This window comes from Terrabacter sp. 05T424 (assembly GCF_056396225.1).
Map to the genome: position 1 here is coordinate 201,586 of NZ_JBFTLB010000001.1, position 17,475 is coordinate 219,060.

At 71.7% G+C, this 17,475-nt stretch carries 18 protein-coding genes; 13 read left to right on the forward strand and 5 right to left on the reverse strand.

All coding sequences use genetic code 11. The features are described from left to right. Positions 1–6 precede the first annotated feature (6 nt). The 7 genes from AC1DE0_RS00880 to AC1DE0_RS00910 are packed head-to-tail and all read left to right on the forward strand — an operon-like array spanning position 7 to position 7,450. The gene (locus tag AC1DE0_RS00880; protein WP_478096117.1) at positions 7–990 is read left to right on the forward strand and encodes an isocitrate lyase/PEP mutase family protein; all 984 of its coding nucleotides are present in this window, start codon (positions 7–9) and stop codon (positions 988–990) included. Then, entirely contained in the window at positions 987–2,417 is a 1,431-nt protein-coding gene (locus AC1DE0_RS00885) for an FAD-dependent oxidoreductase (protein WP_478096120.1), read from the forward strand. Before AC1DE0_RS00880 ends, AC1DE0_RS00885 begins: the two co-directional genes overlap by 4 nt. Next, positions 2,411–3,184, forward strand: a complete 774-nt coding sequence (locus AC1DE0_RS00890) for an SDR family NAD(P)-dependent oxidoreductase (protein WP_478096122.1) — start codon at positions 2,411–2,413, stop codon at positions 3,182–3,184. Before AC1DE0_RS00885 ends, AC1DE0_RS00890 begins: the two co-directional genes overlap by 7 nt. A 37-nt stretch (positions 3,185–3,221) precedes the next feature. After that, on the forward strand, positions 3,222–3,815 hold the full coding sequence (locus AC1DE0_RS00895; protein ID WP_478096124.1) for a cysteine hydrolase family protein: 594 nt from the start codon (positions 3,222–3,224) through the stop codon (positions 3,813–3,815). Beyond that, on the forward strand, positions 3,812–5,314 hold the full coding sequence (locus tag AC1DE0_RS00900; protein ID WP_478096128.1) for an FAD-dependent oxidoreductase: 1,503 nt from the start codon (positions 3,812–3,814) through the stop codon (positions 5,312–5,314). Before AC1DE0_RS00895 ends, AC1DE0_RS00900 begins: the two co-directional genes overlap by 4 nt. Continuing rightward, positions 5,311–6,117 (forward strand): aspartate/glutamate racemase family protein, encoded by an 807-nt coding sequence (locus AC1DE0_RS00905; protein WP_478096132.1) that lies wholly within the window; start codon positions 5,311–5,313, stop codon positions 6,115–6,117. The genes AC1DE0_RS00900 and AC1DE0_RS00905 overlap by 4 nt, the downstream gene beginning before the upstream one ends. A 10-nt stretch (positions 6,118–6,127) precedes the next feature. Next, positions 6,128–7,450, forward strand: a complete 1,323-nt coding sequence (locus tag AC1DE0_RS00910) for an FAD-dependent oxidoreductase (protein ID WP_478096136.1) — start codon at positions 6,128–6,130, stop codon at positions 7,448–7,450. A 184-nt stretch (positions 7,451–7,634) separates the two neighbouring features. On the opposite strand, the gene AC1DE0_RS00915 is transcribed toward AC1DE0_RS00910, so the two are convergent. Beyond that, positions 7,635–8,888, reverse strand: coding sequence for a flavin reductase (locus AC1DE0_RS00915; RefSeq protein WP_478096140.1), 1,254 nt, complete (start codon positions 8,886–8,888; stop codon positions 7,635–7,637). 210 nt (positions 8,889–9,098) lie between these two features. On the opposite strand from AC1DE0_RS00915, the gene AC1DE0_RS00920 reads away from it, so the two are divergent. The 4 genes from AC1DE0_RS00920 to AC1DE0_RS00935 all read left to right on the forward strand — a co-directional run bounded on the left by AC1DE0_RS00920 (position 9,099) and on the right by AC1DE0_RS00935 (position 12,338). Further along, positions 9,099–9,734 (forward strand): TetR/AcrR family transcriptional regulator, encoded by a 636-nt coding sequence (locus AC1DE0_RS00920; RefSeq protein ID WP_478096144.1) that lies wholly within the window; start codon positions 9,099–9,101, stop codon positions 9,732–9,734. Next, on the forward strand, positions 9,731–10,402 hold the full coding sequence (locus tag AC1DE0_RS00925; RefSeq protein WP_478096149.1) for a TetR/AcrR family transcriptional regulator: 672 nt from the start codon (positions 9,731–9,733) through the stop codon (positions 10,400–10,402). Before AC1DE0_RS00920 ends, AC1DE0_RS00925 begins: the two co-directional genes overlap by 4 nt. A gap of 129 nt (positions 10,403–10,531) precedes the next feature. Further along, the gene (locus AC1DE0_RS00930; protein WP_478096153.1) at positions 10,532–10,678 is read left to right on the forward strand and encodes a hypothetical protein; all 147 of its coding nucleotides are present in this window, start codon (positions 10,532–10,534) and stop codon (positions 10,676–10,678) included. Between the two features lie 289 nt (positions 10,679–10,967). Then, positions 10,968–12,338 (forward strand): FAD-dependent oxidoreductase, encoded by a 1,371-nt coding sequence (locus AC1DE0_RS00935; RefSeq protein WP_478096156.1) that lies wholly within the window; start codon positions 10,968–10,970, stop codon positions 12,336–12,338. Between the two features lie 345 nt (positions 12,339–12,683). On the opposite strand, the gene AC1DE0_RS00940 is transcribed toward AC1DE0_RS00935, so the two are convergent. The 3 genes from AC1DE0_RS00940 to AC1DE0_RS00950 all read right to left on the reverse strand — a co-directional run bounded on the left by AC1DE0_RS00940 (position 12,684) and on the right by AC1DE0_RS00950 (position 15,044). Further along, a complete protein-coding gene (locus AC1DE0_RS00940; RefSeq protein WP_478096160.1) occupies positions 12,684–13,751 on the reverse strand; it encodes a maleylacetate reductase in 1,068 nt (355 codons plus the stop codon). A 69-nt stretch (positions 13,752–13,820) separates the two neighbouring features. Next, on the reverse strand, positions 13,821–14,180 hold the full coding sequence (locus tag AC1DE0_RS00945; RefSeq protein ID WP_478096162.1) for a YciI family protein: 360 nt from the start codon (positions 14,178–14,180) through the stop codon (positions 13,821–13,823). 174 nt (positions 14,181–14,354) lie between these two features. Then, complete coding sequence (locus AC1DE0_RS00950; RefSeq protein WP_478096164.1) at positions 14,355–15,044, reverse strand: DUF981 family protein; 690 nt, start codon at positions 15,042–15,044, stop codon at positions 14,355–14,357. Positions 15,045–15,208: 164 nt separating this feature from the next. Between AC1DE0_RS00950 and AC1DE0_RS00955 the strand changes: the two genes are divergently transcribed. Next, positions 15,209–15,805, forward strand: a complete 597-nt coding sequence (locus AC1DE0_RS00955) for a TetR/AcrR family transcriptional regulator (protein ID WP_478096166.1) — start codon at positions 15,209–15,211, stop codon at positions 15,803–15,805. 36 nt (positions 15,806–15,841) lie between these two features. Here the strand turns inward: AC1DE0_RS00955 and AC1DE0_RS00960 are convergent, their stop codons facing one another. Next, positions 15,842–16,036: a hypothetical protein gene (locus AC1DE0_RS00960; RefSeq protein WP_478096170.1), complete on the reverse strand. Its 195-nt coding sequence runs from the start codon at positions 16,034–16,036 to the stop codon at positions 15,842–15,844. Positions 16,037–16,248: 212 nt separating this feature from the next. Between AC1DE0_RS00960 and AC1DE0_RS00965 the strand changes: the two genes are divergently transcribed. Beyond that, complete coding sequence (locus AC1DE0_RS00965) at positions 16,249–17,472, forward strand: amidohydrolase (RefSeq protein ID WP_478096174.1); 1,224 nt, start codon at positions 16,249–16,251, stop codon at positions 17,470–17,472. Positions 17,473–17,475: the final 3 nt, after the last annotated feature.

The following is a 17,475-nucleotide window of genomic DNA, read 5'->3' on the forward strand; positions in this document are numbered from 1 at the left end:
GCAGTCGTGTCCGCAGTCCCGGCCCCCTTCGAGGCGGCCGCGACGCTGGTGGGGGTCGGCCCTGCGCCGACCCCCACCGCACGTCGCGAGCGCCTCCGCGCCCTCCTCGCCCCTCGCCCCGTGGGTGCCTCCGGCGACGGCACGCTCGTGCTGCCCGGTGCGACGGACGCGCTCGGTGTCCGCCTCATCGAGGAGGCGGGCTTCGAGGCCGCGTACGCCACCGGGGCCGGCCTCGCCAACGCGCAGTACGGCGTTCCCGACATCGGCCTCGTGTCGCTCGGCGAGGTGGCCGACCACGTCGAGCGGCTCGCCTCGGCGACCCACCTGCCGCTCGTCGTCGACGCCGACACCGGCTTCGGGCAGCCGGTCATGGCGATGCGCGCCGCGCGACGTCTCGAGCGCGCCGGTGCCGCGGCCCTCCAGCTGGAGGACCAGGACATGCCCAAGCGCTGCGGCCACTTCGACCACCACGCGCTCATCCCCACCGCGCACATGCAGGCCAAGCTCGTCGCCGTGCGCCAAGCCCTCGAGGACCCGGCGACCGTCGTCATCGCGCGCACCGACGCCCGCAGCGTGCACGACATCGACGAGGCGATCCGGCGCGGCCACGCGTACGTCGACGCCGGTGCCGACGTGATCTTCGTCGAGGCCCCGCGCACGGTGGAGGAGCTCGAGCGGGTCGGCCGCGAGCTCGCGGGCGTGCCGCTCGTCGTCAACGTCGTCGAAGGCGGCAAGACCCCGCAGCTGAGCCTCGCGGAGTACCGCGACCTCGGCTTCGGCGTCGTGCTCTTCGCGAACTTCCTCATGCGAGCGGCGATCCGCGCCGGCTCCGAGGCGCTCGCCCACCTGCGGGCGACGGGCGAGACGGCGTCGTATGCCGGCCGGATCGCGACGTGGCAGGAGCGCCAGGCGCTCTTCCACCTCCCCGAGTTCTCCTCTGCCGAGGCGCACTTCGACGCGCCCTCCCACACCCGGGCGGGTGGGCGGTGAGGGAGGAGCCGGGCCTCCCGGCCGCAGGCCTGCCCGTCGATGCCGAGCTGCCAGACCGGGTCGGCGTGCTCGTGCTCGGCGGTGGCCTCGCCGGCGCTGCCGCCCTGCTCGCCGCCGCCGAGGCCGGGCAGTATGCCGTGCTGCTCGAGAAGACCGACGCCTTCGGTGGGTCGACGGTGCGCTCCGCGGGCCTGTCAGCCTTCGTCGGCACGGACGAGCAGCAGGAGCAGGGCATCCCGGACTCCGTCGAGCTGTTCCGCAAAGACCTGCTCGAGACCGGTGGCCACGTCAACGACGGGGCGCTCGTCGACCTCTACTGCGAGCGCCAGCTCGACACGTACCGGTGGCTCAAGGACCACGGCGTGCGCTACGGCCACATCCACGCCGCGTCGGGGCAGTCCGTCCCTCGCTCGCACCCGACGGACACGACGGCGATGCTGCGTTCGCTCTTCACCGCGGCCGGCCGGCTCGGGGCCCGGCTCGTGCTCGGTGCCGACGTCACCCGGATCCTCCACGACGGCTCGCGGGTGACCGGCGTGCTCGTGACGCACGGGGGTGAGGAGCGGCAGGTCCTGGCCGACGCCGTCGTGCTCGCGACCGGGGGCTTCTCGCGGGACCGCGAGATGCTCCAGCGCTTCGCGCCGCAGATGGCCCAGGCCCTTCTGGCCGGGGGAGAGGGCAACCACGGCGACGGGCTGCGCATGGCCATGCGGCTGGGCGCCGGCCTGCAGGACCTGCCCTACGTCAAGGGCACCTACGGGATCTTCCACGAGCCACACCACGGCGAGGACGGCACCGGCATCCTCGCCGTCTACAAGGGTGCGGTCGCCGTCAACCGGAGCGGGCGTCGCTTCGTCGACGAGTCGATCCCCTACAAGGCGCTCGGCGACGCGAGCCTGGCTCAGCCGACCGCGCGCACCTGGCAGGTGTTCGACGCCAAGGTGATGGCGCAGTCCAACGACGAGGTGCCCATCTACGACTTCGCCGGCCGCTTGCGCGCCGGCATGCTCGAGACGTCCGACACCCTGGAAGGCCTCGCCGAGCGGCTGGGCACGGAGCCCGGCGTCCTCGAGTCCGAGATCGCCGACTACAACGCACGCATCGCCGCCGGTGAGCCCGACCGGCTCGGTCGCGTGCACGTGGTGGGGGGTGTCGGTGAGCGGCAGCCCATCGACACGCCGCCCTTCCACGCCCAGCTGTCCGGCACCGTCGTGCTCGCGACCTACTGCGGCGTCACCGTGGACACGGCGATGCGGGTGCTCGACGTCTTCGGCGAGCCGATCCGGCGGCTGTACGCGGCGGGCGAGCTCATCGGCGGGTTCCACGGAGCGGGCTACATGACCGGCACGTCGATCGGGAAGTCGGCCGTCTTCGGCCGGGTCGCCGGTGTCGCCGCCGCCAGCGAGGAGAGTGATCTTCAGTGGTGACAGAGCTGTTCGACCTCACCGGCAGGGTGGCCGTCGTGATCGGGGCTGCCGCTGGCGGCCTCGGAGAGCGCGCCGCACGAGCCCTCGCCGACCACGGCGCGACGGTCGCCGTGGCCGACCTCGAGTCCCAGTCCGACAAGCTCGCCGAGACCCGGGCGCTCTGCGGCGGCACGGCCACGGCCCACACCGTCGACGTGACGAGCGAGGACTCGGTCCGCGCGCTCGCCGACGAGGTCGTCGCGGCGCACGGTCGCGTCGACATCGTCGTCAACGCGGCCGGGGTGATGCTCCGACGAGAGGTCGGCGACACCTCCCTCGAGGACTTCGAGCGCGTCATGCGCGTGAACGTCTCCGGCTGCTGGCTCGTCGGACGCGAGTTCGGTCCGCGCCTGGCCGCCGCCGGCTGGGGCCGCATCGTCAACGTCACGACGGTCTACGCCGAGCGGGTCGGCCCGGTCCCCGAGAGCGCCTACTACGCCTCGAAGGCGGCCGTGGTGAACGTGACTCGCTCGCTGGCGAGCGAGCTCGGGCCCTCCGGCGTCACGGTCAACGCCATCGCCCCGGCCGTCTTCTACCCCACGGCCATGACCGCCCCGCTCGGCAATGACCCCGAGCGCCTCGAGTGGTTCGCGCAACGCACCATGCTCGGCCGGCTCGGCGACCCGGCGACCGATCTCGCCGGTCCCCTCGTCCTGCTCGCGTCACCCGGCTCGGCGTACATGACCGGTCAGGTCGTCTACGTCGACGGCGGTTGGTCCGCGTGGTGAACCCCGAAACCCATTGTCTTCCAAGGAGAAGAGCCTGATGTCCCCGAAGTCTGCACTGCTGATGCTCGACTACCAGGTCGCGCTGGCCCAGGAGGGCGACCTCTGCCTCGCACCGCCGCTCGCGGCCCAGGTGCGCGAGCGCGACGTGCTGTCCACGGCCGCGCGGGTGCTGCAGGCGGCGCGCAGCGCGGAGGTGCCGGTGTTCCACGTGCGGCTCGCCTTCGACCCCACGTACCGGCTGCGCACCAACCGGCTCCCGCGCTTCGACGGCTACCCGGCCAACGGCAAGATGCTCGCGGGCTCGGCCGAGGCGGAGTTCGTCACCGACCTCGCGCCCGTCGACGGCGAGCCGGTCGTCGACAAGGGCTGCGTCAACGCCTTCATCGGCACCCCCCTGCGCGAGGTGCTGGCGGCCGAGGGCGTCGACCACGTCGTGCTCGGCGGCATCGCCACCCACCTCGTCGTCGAGTCCACGGCGCGCCACGCCTCCGACTCCGGGCTGCAGGTCAGCGTGGTCGAGGACATGTGCGCCGCCCCCGACCCGGCCCTGCACGACTTCGCGATCACCCGGACGCTGCCGCTCTTCGGCGACGTCCGCAGCGCCGACGACGTCATCGGGAGCTGGGCATGACCACCACGACACGCGAGCTCGCCCGGGGGGCAAGTGAGCCCACCGGAACCGCCTACGACGTCGTCGTCGTCGGCGGAGGAATCGCCGGCCTGTCCGCCGCGCTCTCGGCGGCCGAGAACGGCGCCCGGGTGGCCCTGCTCGAGCGCTCGGTCGAGGCCGAGACCGGCGGCAACACCCGCTACACCGAGGCCTACCTCCGGATGAAGTCGCTCGACGAGGTCTCCGACGGCCTCGCCGACACACTCGTCGACGACTTCATGGGCCACCCCGACCCGGGCATCACGGCCGACTCGGGCCTCGACTGGGAGCGCCGCAACGCCCTGCTGAGGGCGCACCCGGTCGTCGACCTCGACTACGTCGCCGCCTTCGAGGACAACGCCGGCCCCACCCTGCGCTGGCTCGAGGGCCACGGCATTGCCTTCGGCGAGCTGCCGACGCTCTTCCTGACCGTGTCCACCACCAGGATGGCGCCTGTCGGCGGTGGTCTCGCTCTCGTCGAAACCCTTGGTGCGCGGGCACGATCGCTCGGCGTCGACTTCCACTTCCGCACCACCGCCCGCGCCCTCGTCGTGGACGACTCCGGGGCCGTGACGGGCGTCGAGGCCTCCGTCGCCGACGGCGGGCGGCGCACCTTCACCGGCACGGTGGTGCTCGCGAGCGGTGGCTACCAGGGCAATGCGGAGCTGATGGCGCGCTACCACGGCCCGCTCGGGATGCTGTGCCGTCCCGTCGCCCGTGGCGGCAACTACAACAAGGGCGAGGGCCTCGAGATGGCGATGGCCGTCGGAGCGGCCACCGCAGGCAACTTCTCCCTCTTCCATGCCGAGCCCGTCGACCCGAGGTCGGGTGACCCGGAGGCGGCCATCATGGCGTTCACCTACGGCATCCTCGTCAACGTCGACGGGGAGCGCTTCGTCGACGAGGCGCGCGGCCCGATAGACGCGTGGTACGAGCGCACGACCCGCGACATCCAGGCGCAGCCGCGCGGCATGGCCTGGATGATCCTCGACGCCCAGGGGCAGGCGATCCCGAACCTGCGCACGGCGATCCGCTCGGAGGAGAAGCCGGTTCGCGCCGACTCGGTGGCCGAGCTCGCGGCGAAGATCGAGGTCGACGCGGCAACGCTCGAGGCGACCGTGGAGGCCTACAACGCCGGTTGCCCAGAGGGGGAGTGGGACCCGACCCGTCCCGACGGCCTGGCCACCGACGGGGTGACCCCGCCGAAGTCCAACTGGGCCAAGCCGATCCAGACCGGCCCCTTCATCGCCTACCCGGTGATGTGCGCCAACGTCTTCACCTTCGGTGGCCTCAAGGTCGACGCCGGCTCCCGCGTGATCGACCGCGACGGCCGTGCCATCCCGGGGCTCTACGCCGCCGGTGAGATGACGGGGCTCTACTACTCGAACTACACCGGTTCGACGTCGGTGCTGCGCGGTGCCACGTTCGGGCGCATCGCCGGAGCGGACGCCGCTGCGCTGGCCGCGAAGGAGCGGTCGTGAAGATCTGGCACCAGAGCTTCACCGTGCTCGACGACGTGCCGCACTACCGCGACGCCCTCGAGCGCCACCTGGCCAAGGTGGCCGACCCCGGCACGGAGGTGCACCTCCACGGCATGAAGCCGGGCACCTACCCGAGCGACTACCCGGGCACCCACATCGGCTACGCATACCTCTCGGGGCTGCACAAGGAGCAGTTCGTGCACGCGGCGTTGCGGGCCCAGGACGAGGGCTACGACGCGTTCCTCATCGCGACGATCCCCGACGCGGCGTACGAGGAGTGCCGCTCGGTCGTCGACATCCCGGTGCTCGCGTTCGGGCAGACCTCGGTGCTCATGGCCTCGACGCTCGGCGCCACGGTCGGCATCGTCAACTTCATCGGCGCCCTCGAGCCGCAGCTGCGCCGCAACCTGCGCACCTACGGCCTGGACGCCGTCGTCGGCCCGATCCGGCAGGTGGCGGCGGAGTTCACCGACGTCATGGGGGCGTATGCCGCCCCCGACGCCCTCCTCGAGGCGTTCCGTGCCGCTGCACGCGAGGCGATCGCGGCCGGCGCCGACGTCATCGTGCCGGGGGAGGGGCCGCTCAACGTCTTCCTCGCTGACCACGGTGTCAGCCGGGTCGACGACGTGCCGGTCGTCGATTCGCTCGGCACGCTGCTGCAGGTCGCCGAGCTGCGTGGGCGGCAGTACCGCTCGGCCGGCCTGGTGCCGTCGCGCCGCGGCTTCCACCACGCGCAGCCGCCGCGCGACCTGCTGGACCGGGCCCGCTCGTTCTACGGCATCCCCGACGCCCTCGACGGCTGAGGACCGGGCCATGCACGAGAACATCGAGGTCGACGTCGTCGTGGGCGGCGCGGGTGCCTGCGGCGTGATGGCAGCGCTGCGAGCCAGTGAGGACCCCGACATCGTCGTCGCAGTGCTCGAGAAGAGCATGACCGAAGGCTGCAACGCCGGGGTGTCGAGCGGCAGCCTCGCCGCCGGCGGCACCCGCTTCCAACAGGCTGCCGGCATCGACGACTCGGCCGAGCGTCATGCGGACGACATCCTCGCCGCATCCGGCGACGAGCGTTACCGTGAGGTCGTCGAGGCCCTCTGCGGTGTCGCCGCCGACTACGTGCACTGGGTCGCCGACGACCTCGGCTACCCGATGGACATCGGCACCGACATGGCCCGCAAAGGGATGTCAGTGCCGCGGCTGCACGCCGACCCGGCCCGTGCCGGCGGAGGTCCCCTCATGGGCCACCTGCGGCGGATCCTCGCCGACCGACCCAACGTGGCCGTCCTCGACGAGGCGCCCGTGACCGGTCTGCGCGTCGAGGACGGCACGGTCGTCGGGGTGCGCGCCCAGCAGGGCGGGAGCGAGCTCGTCGTGTCCGCCGGACTCACGGTGCTCGCGACGGACGGCTTCGCGGGCAACCGCGCGCTGATGCAGGAGTTCTGCGCCGAGCTCGGCGACCCCTTCCACGGCGGGGTCAGCACCGCGACGGGTGACGCCCTCGGCTGGTTGCGTCCGCTCGGGGCCGAGCTGCGCAACATGGGTGCGTGCCTGCGCCACGGCCAGGTCACGCTGCACGGCACCCGGGTCAACCCGGCCCTGCCGTGGCTCGGCGCGGTGCTGGTCAACCGCGACGGCCAGCGCTTCGTCGACGAGCAGGCCAACGGCTACTCGGGCCTGGCCGGCGTGGTCCAGCAGCAGCCCGGCGAGCGGGCCGTGATGGTCTGGGACGACGAGGCGCAACAGACCGCGCAGCACTCGGAGATGATGCGCGAGTCCGAGAGCGCCGGGGCCCTGCGGACCGCCCCTGACCTCGCCTCGCTGGCGGCCGCAGTCCGGATCGACCCGGCCGTTCTCGAGGCCTCGCTGCAGCCGCTGCCCGGACGGCGCGAGCTGGTCACCCCCTTCCACTACGCCTGGCTCACCCACGGCGTCCTGACGACCCAGGGCGGCGTCGCCATCGACCCGCAGGGACGGGTGCTGCGAACGGACGGCACGTCGATCGCGGGCCTGCGGGCCGGCGGCGGGGTGGCCGTAGGCCTGGCCGGCGCGCAGTCGGGCGGCTACAGCTCCGGCAACGGCCTGCTGTCGGCCTTCGGCATGGGCTGGATCATCGGGAACGGCATCAGCTCGCGTCCTTGACGGGTCTCGGACACGACGAGGGCCGACCCGGGCGGGTCGGCCCTCTCTCGTCACGAGCGTGCGCCGCCGCCAGAAGTGCGCGGTTGCCTCAGCAGTGCGCTTTGCACGACGCACTGGTGACGGAACGCTGCACTCCTGAGGGCTGCGCGCACCTGGGCGAGCTGCCGCGGCGGCGGAGACGGGCTCACATCATGAAGTCGCCGGGCGTGGCCTCGAGGAACGCCGCGAACTCCGCGCGGCGCGGCTCGCGCAGCTGCTCGCCGATCTCGTCGGCGGCCGAACGCAGGGTGCTGATCCAGCCGCGGACGGTGTCGGCATCTGCCCCTCCGGGGAGCTGGCTCGCCCTGAGGCACAGGGCGACTCGCCCCTCGCGCCCGAGGACCGGGACGACGATCGCACCGAGGTCGTAGGTCTCGCCGTCCTGGATCTCGATCGTCTCGAAGAAGGCGGAGGACTGCGAGATGACCGAGCGCACCGCTCGCTCGCGGACCGGCGTGAGGTCCCCGGCGGCATACTCGCGCATCGCCTCGCGCAGGTCGGAGTAGCGCGGGTGGTCGAGCTCCCGCTGCCGCGACACGGCGTAGCCGGTCTCGCGCACCGCGGCGAGGCGACGGCGGTACTTCTCGACGACCTCCGGCTCCTGGCTCGATGCGCGGCGCAGCCAGGCGTCGACGACGGCGTCGTCGGACCAGGCGACGTAGGCCTCCCCGAGCGGGGGCATGAGCGGCACCCGGACCCCGAGCGGCTCGAGCGCCGTCACGCACGGGGCGTATGCCGTCACCGCGGTGGTGAGCTCGTGGTCGTTCGCGGCCACGAGCAGGGCGGTCTCGCAGCCCAGCGTGCGGGCGACGCGCTCGGCCTGGGCGCGGCCGACCTCGGCGAGGCGCACCGACTCGATGAGGTCGGCGTCGCCCTTGGCGCTCAGACCGCGTGAGCTGAAGCCGCCGTAGCCACCCTGGAAGAAGAGCAGGGGCGTCACCGGACGGCTGACCTCCATCGCCTGCACGTCGCACAGCACGATGAAGTGGTCGCCGGCGGTGACGACGTCGTGCGTGCGGCAGTGGATGCGGGCCACGGCGTCGTCGAGGGCGGGTGCGCCGTGGTCCGACGGGTGCCACTGCACCTCGTCGAACTTGCCCGGCCGGGGCACGGCCATCGTGCGGCACAGCTCGAGCTGGTCGTGGGCGAGCACGTTGATGCAGTACGCGTCGGCGTCGCGCATGAGGGCGAAGGTGCCGGACGTCGTGGTCGGCATGAACGCCACGAGCGGGGGGTCGAGCGAGACCGCCGTGAAGGTGCCGACGACCATGCCGACGGGCTCGCCGTCGGGCGAGGTGGCGGTGACGACGGCGACGCCGGTCGGGTAGTGACCCATGACCTCGCGGTAGTGTGCGGGGTCCAGCGCCTGGGACTGGACCATCGATGTGCCCTCGGCCACGGTGCCACCTTCTCTTCCTGCTACTACTCTGTAGCAATCACTACAGTGAAGGTAAGACATCAGGCGGGTGAGGGCAAGGTCTTCCATGCCCGAAAAAGAAACCGCCCTCCCGTGAGCCATGGAACGCGTCGACATTCCGTAGGATCGCACTACAGGGAACCGGCCCACCACGCGTCACGGAGCGGCGGCCGGGCAGAGACTGGAGCGCGAATGGCACGCAAGACCGAACGTCGGCACCGGCAGGGCGACGAGTCCCGCCAGGCCATCCTGGAGGCGACGCTCTCGATCGCTGCCGAGCGGGGCTACGACGGCACGACCGTCGCCCTCGTGCAGCAGGCCACCGGGCTGCCCGCCAGCTCGATCTACTGGCACTTCGGCAGCAAGGACCAGCTCCTGGCAGCCACCCTCGAGCACTCCTACCGGTCCTGGCGCGCCACCGCCCCGACCTGGGTCGCGGGCGCCGAGCCGGAGCTCTTCGCCGACCGCATCGAGAAGCGGTTCGCCGCAGCGGCGCAGTCGCTGACCACCTCGCCCCAGTTCTGGGCCCTCGGGCTGCTGCTCACCCTGCAGCAGCGGGTCAAGGAGCCGGCCGCCCGTCGGCTCTACGCCGAGGTGCGCCACGAGACCGAGGTCGCCATCGGCGACTGGTGGGCCACGGTGCTCGCCCCCGCGGCCCTCGAGGCCGACCCTGACCTGACCACCCGGCTGGCGCGCTTCCACATGATGCTCATGGACGGCCTGTTCCTGCAGGTCCGCTCGACGAACCACAAGGACATCAAACGGCTCGTCAGCCGTGTGGCGCAGGGACTCGGAAAGCACCTCGAGTCGCTGGGGGTCGCGGCATGAGCCCGAAGGCGACCGGCCAGGCCACGCGACCGATCCCCGCCACCGAGGTGAGCAAGGAAGTGAGCAAGGAGGCGAGCAAGGCCGCCCCGCCGGCGAGATCCCGCGACCGCATCATGGAGGCCGCCTCCGAGCTCGCCAAGGAGCGCGGTGTCAGCGGTGCCACGATCGCGCGGGTGTGCCAACGGTCCGGCCTGCCGGTCAGCTCCGTCTACTGGTACTTCGAGGACAAGGACCACCTGTTCGCCGAGGTGATCCGGGCGAGCTATGCCAAGTGGCTCGTCTCGGTGCCGCGGTGGGACGTCTCCACCGACACGACGATCGTCGAGGGCCTGCGCCGGGTGATGGGCCAGTCGACCCGCACCTTCGCCGAGATGCCGGCGTTCCTGCGCATCGGAATGCAGGTGCTGCTCGAGACGGGAGAGGTCAACGCGAAGTCGCGTGCGGCATACGTCGACGTGCGCGAGCAGGTGCGCCTGATGATCTCGGCATGGATCACCCAGCTGCTCCCCGAGCAGGTGGGTGGCGACCTCGCCGACGACCTCGGCAACCTCGTCATCGCGATCTCGGACGGCATCGTCGTCGGCTCGCAGGTCTATCCGGACTTCGACGCCGACGCGTACGTCGAGCTGATGGCCGGCACCATCGACGCGATCGCCGCCTCCGCCTGACCGCCTGTGCCTCATGCCAACGCCACTGCTCCGCACCAAGCTGTTCATCCCGCGTCCGCCGGACAGCACCGTGGCACGCCCGCGGGTCCCGAGCTGATGCGCCGGGGCGTCTCCGGGAAGCTGAGCCTGGTGGCCGCGCAGGCCGGCTTCGGCAAGACCACCGCGATGGCGAGCTGGGCGGCCGTGCGCGCGCCTGGTTCGAGCAGGACGGCCAACCCGTTCCTGCGGTCCGTCATGCCCTGGCGGCAGGCGATCACGACCGGGCGGCGGTTCTGATGGAGACCGCGATCCCCGGGCTCATCGGTCCCGGCTGACGACCGGCCACGGGCTGGCGGCGATCCGCGACTACACGTTCCTCCTCGGCCCCGAACCTCGCCCCCGTCATCAACGCGGTGCTCTTCAGGAACGCTGCTCCACCGATCGCGGCTCGATCTGGTGGGGCCCAGGGGGCGCGCTCATCTTCGTCTGTCGGCCGGGCCTGCGCCCCTTGCGCCCTCCGTACCACGGGCACGACAGTGACAGGGTGCCGGCACGGCATACGTAGTCGGTTCGAGGAGGCTTCGTCGTGACCACGTCACCGCTGCACGTGGACCTGTTGGTGATCGGGTGGGGCAAGGCGGGCAAGACCCTCGCCAAGCGCTACGTGGCCACGGGTCGGTCGGTCGCCCTCGTCGAGCGCGACCCGGCAATGTACGGCGGCACGTGCATCAATGTCGCCTGCGTGCCCACGAAGGACCTCGTCGTGTCGGCCGAGGTCCGGCGCCCGACCGACGACCCGGCGGCGTACTTCGCCCGTGCCGTCACTGACCGTGACACCCTCATCGGCGGGCTGAACGCGGCCAACCACGGCATGCTCGAGGGTGTGGCGACGCTGCTCGACGGCCACTCACGCTTCACCGGCCCGAAGCAGGTCACGGTGCGCACCGCGGAAGGCGAGGTCGTGGTCACCGCGGAGAACATCGTCGTCGGCACCGGGGCGGTGCCGGCCCGCCCGGACATCCCGGGCGCCACGCTGCCCCGGGTGTACGACTCCACGACCATCCAGCACGCCGAGCCGTTCCCGGAGCGGCTGGTCGTCGTCGGCGCCGGCTCCGTCGGTCTGGAGTTCGCGAACATGTTCGCGCTCTTCGGGGCCGACGTCACCCTGCTCGACTCCCGCGACGCCCTCCTCCCCGGCGCCGAACCGGTTGTGGCACAGGCGGTCGAGGACGTCCTGTCCCGTCGCGGTGTGACGGTGCGCCACGACGCCAGGGTGCGCAGCATCGAGCAGGAGGGCGACCGTCTGCGGGTCGTGCTCGCGGGCGACCGCGTCGAGGCCGACGCGGTGCTCCTCGCCACGGGCAGGACACCTGTCACCGGCGACCTCGGCCTGGAGGTGGCCGGAATCGCCACGGACAACGAGGGATTCATCGTCGTCGACGACCGTCTGCGCACCTCCGCCGATGGCGTCTTCGCCGTCGGCGACGTCAACGGAGGCCCGCAGTTCACCTACATCTCGCTCGACGACAACCGGGTGGTCTGGGACCAGCTGACGGGGGAGGGGCGGCGTTCCACCTCAGACCGGGTCGCCGTCCCGCGCACGACGTTCATCACCCCGCCACTCTCGGAGGTGGGGCTCACGCCGATGGAGGCGCGCGCAGCAGGCCACGACGTGCTCCACGCCAGCAAGGAGGTCGCCCGGATCGCGACCATGCCGCGGCCCAAGATCGTCGGTGACCCGGACGGCGTGATCACCTTCACCGTCGACGCGGCGACGCGGCGGATCCTCGGCGCGACCCTCTTCTGCATCGACTCCCAGGAGCTGGTCAACCTCGTCGCCCTGGCCATCCGGACCGGCACCACGGCAGACGAGCTGCTCGACGGGATCTGGACCCACCCGTCCAGCACCGAGGCGCTCAACGAGGTGCTCGCCGAGCTCGCCCCCTACCCCGGTTGATGGCGGTTCGTGCGCTCGGACCGCCGCTGCGTGAGCTCGACCACGATGCTGCGGAAGCGCTCCTCGGTCAGCGGAGAGGCCAGCATGACCGCAGCCCCGACGCCGACGAAGACCGCGGGCCCGAAGCCGGTCAGGTACCGGATGGCATCCAGTGCCGACTGCTCGTGACAACTCCGTCCTGCGACAGCCAGAACCTGCCCGTGCGATGGCCGCCCGAGAAGACTGACACCCGTGCGCTCCTGCCCAGCGTAGTAGTCGGCCCGCCCAGCGCGCCCTCGAACGTGATGCACTCCAGGCGTTTGCGACCCGCTCGAAGACGACCGCCCTCCCCGGGACGCCCCGGTATCACCAGGCCTGTTCGAGCAGCTCCGTCACCGACGCGACGTCGAGCTGTCGCGGGTTGGGGTAGGGCGCCTCGACCACGCGCTCGGCGACCCCGGCCAGGGCGTCACGCGGGACCCCCAGCTCGCGCAGCCGGCGAGGGCCCTCGTGGGCGGCCGCGAGGCCGCGCACCACGCGTACGGGGTCGGTGCCAAGAGCCCGTTCGAGCCGCCGCTCGGCGTCGGGCGCGGCAGGCAGGTTGAAGTCCATGACGTGCGGCAGCAGCATCGCGTGGAGCTCGGCGTGGGGGAGGTCGAAGCTGCCGCCCAGGGAATGGGCGAGCTGGTGGTGCAAGCCCATCCGGGTCTGGGCAAGGCACATCCCGGCGAGCCACCCACCGGCCTGGACCCGGGCGCGAGCACTCAGGTCGCGCAGGTCGGACAGCACGTGGGGCAGCGCCTCGACGATCTCCCGCGCCGACTCCGTGGCGAGGGCGTCGCTCACCGGTGTCCGGTCGGGGGCCCACAGCGCCTCGACCGCGTGCGCGAGCGCGTTGAGCGCACTGGTCAGGGTGAGCCCGTGCGGCATCGACAGGGTCAGCGCGGGGTCGTAGACGACGGTCCGGGGCGCGAGCGCGGGGTCACGGCGCGTCGTCTTCACCCGGCCCCGCGTCTCGCCCAGGACAGGCGTGACCTCCGAGCCGGCATACGTCGTCGGGACGGCCACCTGGGGTATGCCGGTGCGTGCGGCGAGCGCTTTGGCCAGCCCGACCGCGGACCCGCCCCCCAGGGCCACGACGGCGTCGGCACGGTGTGCGGTGACGACGGCGAGCGCCTGGTCGGTGACCTCCACCGGGGTGTGCACCTTCGCGTCGTCGAAGCGTGCCGCGAGGCGGTCGCCCAGCGCGGTTGAGAGCTCGTCCGCGGAAGCGGAGGCCGACCGCGTCGCCACGAGGAGCACTCGTAACGCTCCGACTCGGCCGATCTCGTCGGGAACGTGCCGGAGGGCGCCGGGCCCGATGAGCACTCGGGTCGCGACGCCCTCGTGGACCAGGACTCGAGGCTCGTCAGATGGCGTCGACGCGTCGGTCATGGCTGCAAGCGTGGCACGACTCGGCACCGTGAAGGCGGTCGCCGGCGTCGAGGGGTCCGACTCGCGGGGTCAGCCGACCTTGGGCTGGGGCTTGAAGCGGCGCACCTCGTGCGGCCACCCGCAGGCCTCGGCGATCCTGGAGCCCCACATGTTCGCGGTTGCGTCGTCGGGCACGTCCACGATGGCGAAGCCGCCCAGCCACTCCTTCGTCTCGACGTAGGGGCCGTCGGTGACCATCACGGTGCCGCTGGTGGGGTCGGCGTTGTAGATCGGGCCGTCCTCCTCCTCGAGCCCTCCGGCGAAGACGTACACGCCGGCAGCCTTCATGTCGTTCACGACGCCCATGGCGAGGGGGCCGCGCCCGCGGAACCACTCCTCGGTGTGCTCGCCCACCCACTGCTGGTTGAAGTAGAGGAGGTACTCGGCCACGACGGCTCCTTCAGCTCTGGCGGACCCTGCTGGTCCGCGTCGACACCTTCTACACGAACGGTGTCAGGCGTTTTCGACACCATCGTCCACGCAACTGCCGGGCGGCCGCAGAGACGCAGCGGCCGGACCCACAGATCGTAGGTCCGGCCGCGGGGTCCTCGGGTCACCAGGGGCTCACCAGAGGATGGAGGTCCCGTGGGCGATGTTGTAGTACATGCCGATGTGCGTGTAGAAGTTCATCGCGCCGAAGATCAGGAGCACGACTCCTCCGACGGTCCACGCGCGAGCAGCCCATCGCAGCAGGGCCGGCCGGTCGGTGAGCTGGGCGACGGCGAACAGCAGCGAGCCGAGCGCGATGACTCCCCAGAGGCCGCCGAGGAACAGCGCCTCGAGGAGCGGCAGGTGGCCGAACCGCCCGCTGATCGGCTCCTGCGGCGGAGCGGCGCCGAGCTGGAATCGGACGAAGGCGATGGCGAGGACCGCCATGCCCAGCCCGAGCGCGCCGACGAAGACGGCGACCGGCTTCAGGGCGGCCAGGGCGGCAGCGCGGGCTGGGTCGACGTCGGCCGCGAAGAGGGCGCGGTGGCGCCACAGGTAGATGGCGGCGAAGAGCAACAGCGCACCGAACCCGGCTGCCGGCTGGCCGAAGGCGATGTTGGCGTACTCGAAGCCGTCGCCGCCGAAGGGCCAGGTGACCGTGGTGTGCAGGCCGAGGGCCAGCAGGAGCACGCCGGTGACGCCGAAGAAGCCGGCCCAGCCCTCGCTGTCGATTCGCAGCCCGCGGATGAGTCGGGTCAGGAACCACGCGAAGCCGATGAGTCCCGCTCCCGCCGTGATGGCGACGAGCTCGTTGTAGACGACCATGGCCGTCCACCGTCCTTTCCGGCATTGCATGCCGATGTGAGTGAAGTTTCAACTAGTGGGTGAAAGACGCGCGGCTCGATTCATCTCGTCCCCCGCGCCGCTCGATTTTCGCTACGTTAGGTGTAGCGTAAATCCTCGCTGCTTTGTTCCCGGAAGGACTCGCGATGTCTCCTGCGGCCGGTCGACCGCGTGATGCCGGTGTCGACGAACGCATCGCCGACGCGGCTCTGGCGCTGTTGCGCGAGCGGGGTCCGGAGGCCGTGCACATCGACGCCGTCGCGGCCCGCTCGGGCGTGGCGCGCACGACGATCTACCGTCGTCACCGCGACCGGGAGGCCCTGCTGGCGGCGACCCTCGCCGCCTTCACCGGTGGCGCGTTCCCGCAGGCCGACCTCCCGGTCGAGGAGAAGCTGAGGTGGGTGCTCGAGCAGGTGCGCGCCCTGATCGAGGAGCACCTGGGGCGCGGGGCGATCGCCGCGGTGCTCACCGGCTCCGACCCCGCGTTCAGCGCCGCCCTCCGCGCCCGGCTGAGCAGCTGGTTCGAGGTGCTCGAGCAGGAGATCGCGGCCGACGTCTCCAGCGGCCGGCTCAGGCGGGGCGTGGATGTCGAGGGCCTGGCCGCGCTCGCCTTCGGCGCCTACCTCGGAGAACTGCTGCAGCACGGGCAGCCCCGCCGTGGCTGGGCCGACGGTGTGCTCGAGCTGCTCCTCCTCGGCGTCGGCCCGCAGGGTCGACGCAAGCCCGTCCGAGGGGACTCCTGACCCCGCCACGCGTGCACGGCCCAAGATGCGTATGGCTCAGACGCGCGTCGTCAGCCGGTGGCTGTCCGCGTGCCGGGTGGCGTCTGCCTGCTCGGTCTGCTCGGCGTCGTGCCTGTCCTCGCCGAGGTGGCTCCGCTCCGGGCGGGTGCCGTCGATGACGCCGAAGACGAACCAGGCGGTGACGAACAGGATCGCCACGGCGCCGAGGACCAGGGTGCCGGTGGGTGTCATGGGGGCTCTCCGTTTCCGCGGCGGGGCCGCAGGATTGATTACGCTACATACTGTGTAGCGTTATTTCGTGGTCGATTGTTCCCGCAGCGGTCGTGGGCGGCGGCGCCATGCGGGACTCGGGACTCCCAGCCGGAGGCGAGGCAGGCTGCGTAGCCTGAACAGGTCATGACCAGTGGCGCGGTGGGACAACACAGAGCGACCAAGGAGATCCGATGGGTCGGAACGAGTCGGTGCTGCAGGGCTTGCCCAGGACGAGGGAGTGGCAGGAGGACTTCTACCGCGACCTCCACTCGCACCCCGAGCTGAGCGGCCTGGAGCATCGCACGGTCGCCAAGGTCGCCGAACGCCTTGGCGAGATGGGGTATGCCGTCCAGCAGCTCGGCGGCGGGGTCGTGGGCGTCCTCGAGAACGGACCCGGCCCGGTCGTGCTGACCCGCGCCGACATGGACGCCCTGCCGGTGACCGAGCTGACCGAGCTGCCGTACGCCTCGACCGAGTCCGCCACCGACGAGACCGGTGCCGTCGTGGGCATCGCGCACGCGTGCGGACACGACGTCCACGTCACGTGCCTGCTCGGCGCAGCCGAGCTGATCGCGCAGGGTGCCTCGGCCTGGTCGGGCACGTTCGTGGCCCTCTTCCAGCCGGCCGAGGAGACGGCATCGGGAGCGCAGGCGATGCTCGACGCCGGTCTGGTCGACGCGATCCCGAGACCCGAGGTCGCCTTCGCCCAGCACGTCCTGGGGCTCGAGGCCGGCACGGTGGGAACCCACCCCGGACCAGTGCTCTCCGCCGGTGACAGCATCCGGATCACCCTGTACGGCAAGGGGTCTCACGGCTCCATGCCTCACCTGAGCGTTGACCCGGTCGTCCTCGCTGCGGCCGTGGTGCTGCGGCTGCAGACGGTCGTCGCCCGCGAGACCAAGCCGGGCGAGTTCGCCGTCGTGACGGTGGGCAGCAGCGTCGCGGGCACCAAGAGCAACATCATCGCTGACCGGGCGGTGTTGCTCGTCAACGTGCGCACCTACGACGACGACGTGAGGACCCACGTCCTGTCCGCCATCGAGCGCATCGTCCGGGCCGAGTGCGAGGCGTCCGGTTCACCGCAGGCCCCGACGTTCGACTACTACGACCAGTACCCCCTCACCGACAACGACGCGGAGGTGGGTGAGGCGGTCACTGCCTCGTTCCGGGAGCACTTCGGCGACGAACACGTCGTGGACCTCGGGCGGGTGACGGCCAGCGAGGACTTCAGCCGGGTGCCCGACGCGTTCGGGATCCCCTACTGCTACTGGGGTGTCGGCGGCTTTGCGGCGGGCACCGAGGCGCCTCCCAACCACTCCCCGTTCTTCGCGCCGCTCATCCAGCCGACTCTCGACACCGGGACCACAGCCTTGGTCGTCGCCGCCCTGAGCCGTCTCGGTGAGGCGCAGGCGTAGGTA

Excerpts from the sequence above, each read along its gene's own strand:
- AC1DE0_RS00960 (WP_478096170.1), bottom strand. The coding sequence starts at position 16,036 with ATGACACCCACCGGCACCCTGGTCCTCGGCGCCGTGGCGATCCTGTTC.
- AC1DE0_RS00940 (WP_478096160.1), bottom strand. The coding sequence starts at position 13,751 with ATGACCGACGCGTCGACGCCATCTGACGAGCCTCGAGTCCTGGTCCAC.
- AC1DE0_RS00925 (WP_478096149.1), top strand. The coding sequence starts at position 9,731 with ATGAGCCCGAAGGCGACCGGCCAGGCCACGCGACCGATCCCCGCCACC.
- AC1DE0_RS00900 (WP_478096128.1), top strand. The coding sequence starts at position 3,812 with ATGACCACCACGACACGCGAGCTCGCCCGGGGGGCAAGTGAGCCCACC.
- AC1DE0_RS00950 (WP_478096164.1), bottom strand. The coding sequence starts at position 15,044 with ATGGTCGTCTACAACGAGCTCGTCGCCATCACGGCGGGAGCGGGACTC.
- AC1DE0_RS00920 (WP_478096144.1), top strand. The coding sequence starts at position 9,099 with ATGGCACGCAAGACCGAACGTCGGCACCGGCAGGGCGACGAGTCCCGC.
- AC1DE0_RS00965 (WP_478096174.1), top strand. The coding sequence starts at position 16,249 with ATGGGTCGGAACGAGTCGGTGCTGCAGGGCTTGCCCAGGACGAGGGAG.
- AC1DE0_RS00895 (WP_478096124.1), top strand. The coding sequence starts at position 3,222 with ATGTCCCCGAAGTCTGCACTGCTGATGCTCGACTACCAGGTCGCGCTG.
- AC1DE0_RS00910 (WP_478096136.1), top strand. The coding sequence starts at position 6,128 with ATGCACGAGAACATCGAGGTCGACGTCGTCGTGGGCGGCGCGGGTGCC.
- AC1DE0_RS00955 (WP_478096166.1), top strand. The coding sequence starts at position 15,209 with ATGTCTCCTGCGGCCGGTCGACCGCGTGATGCCGGTGTCGACGAACGC.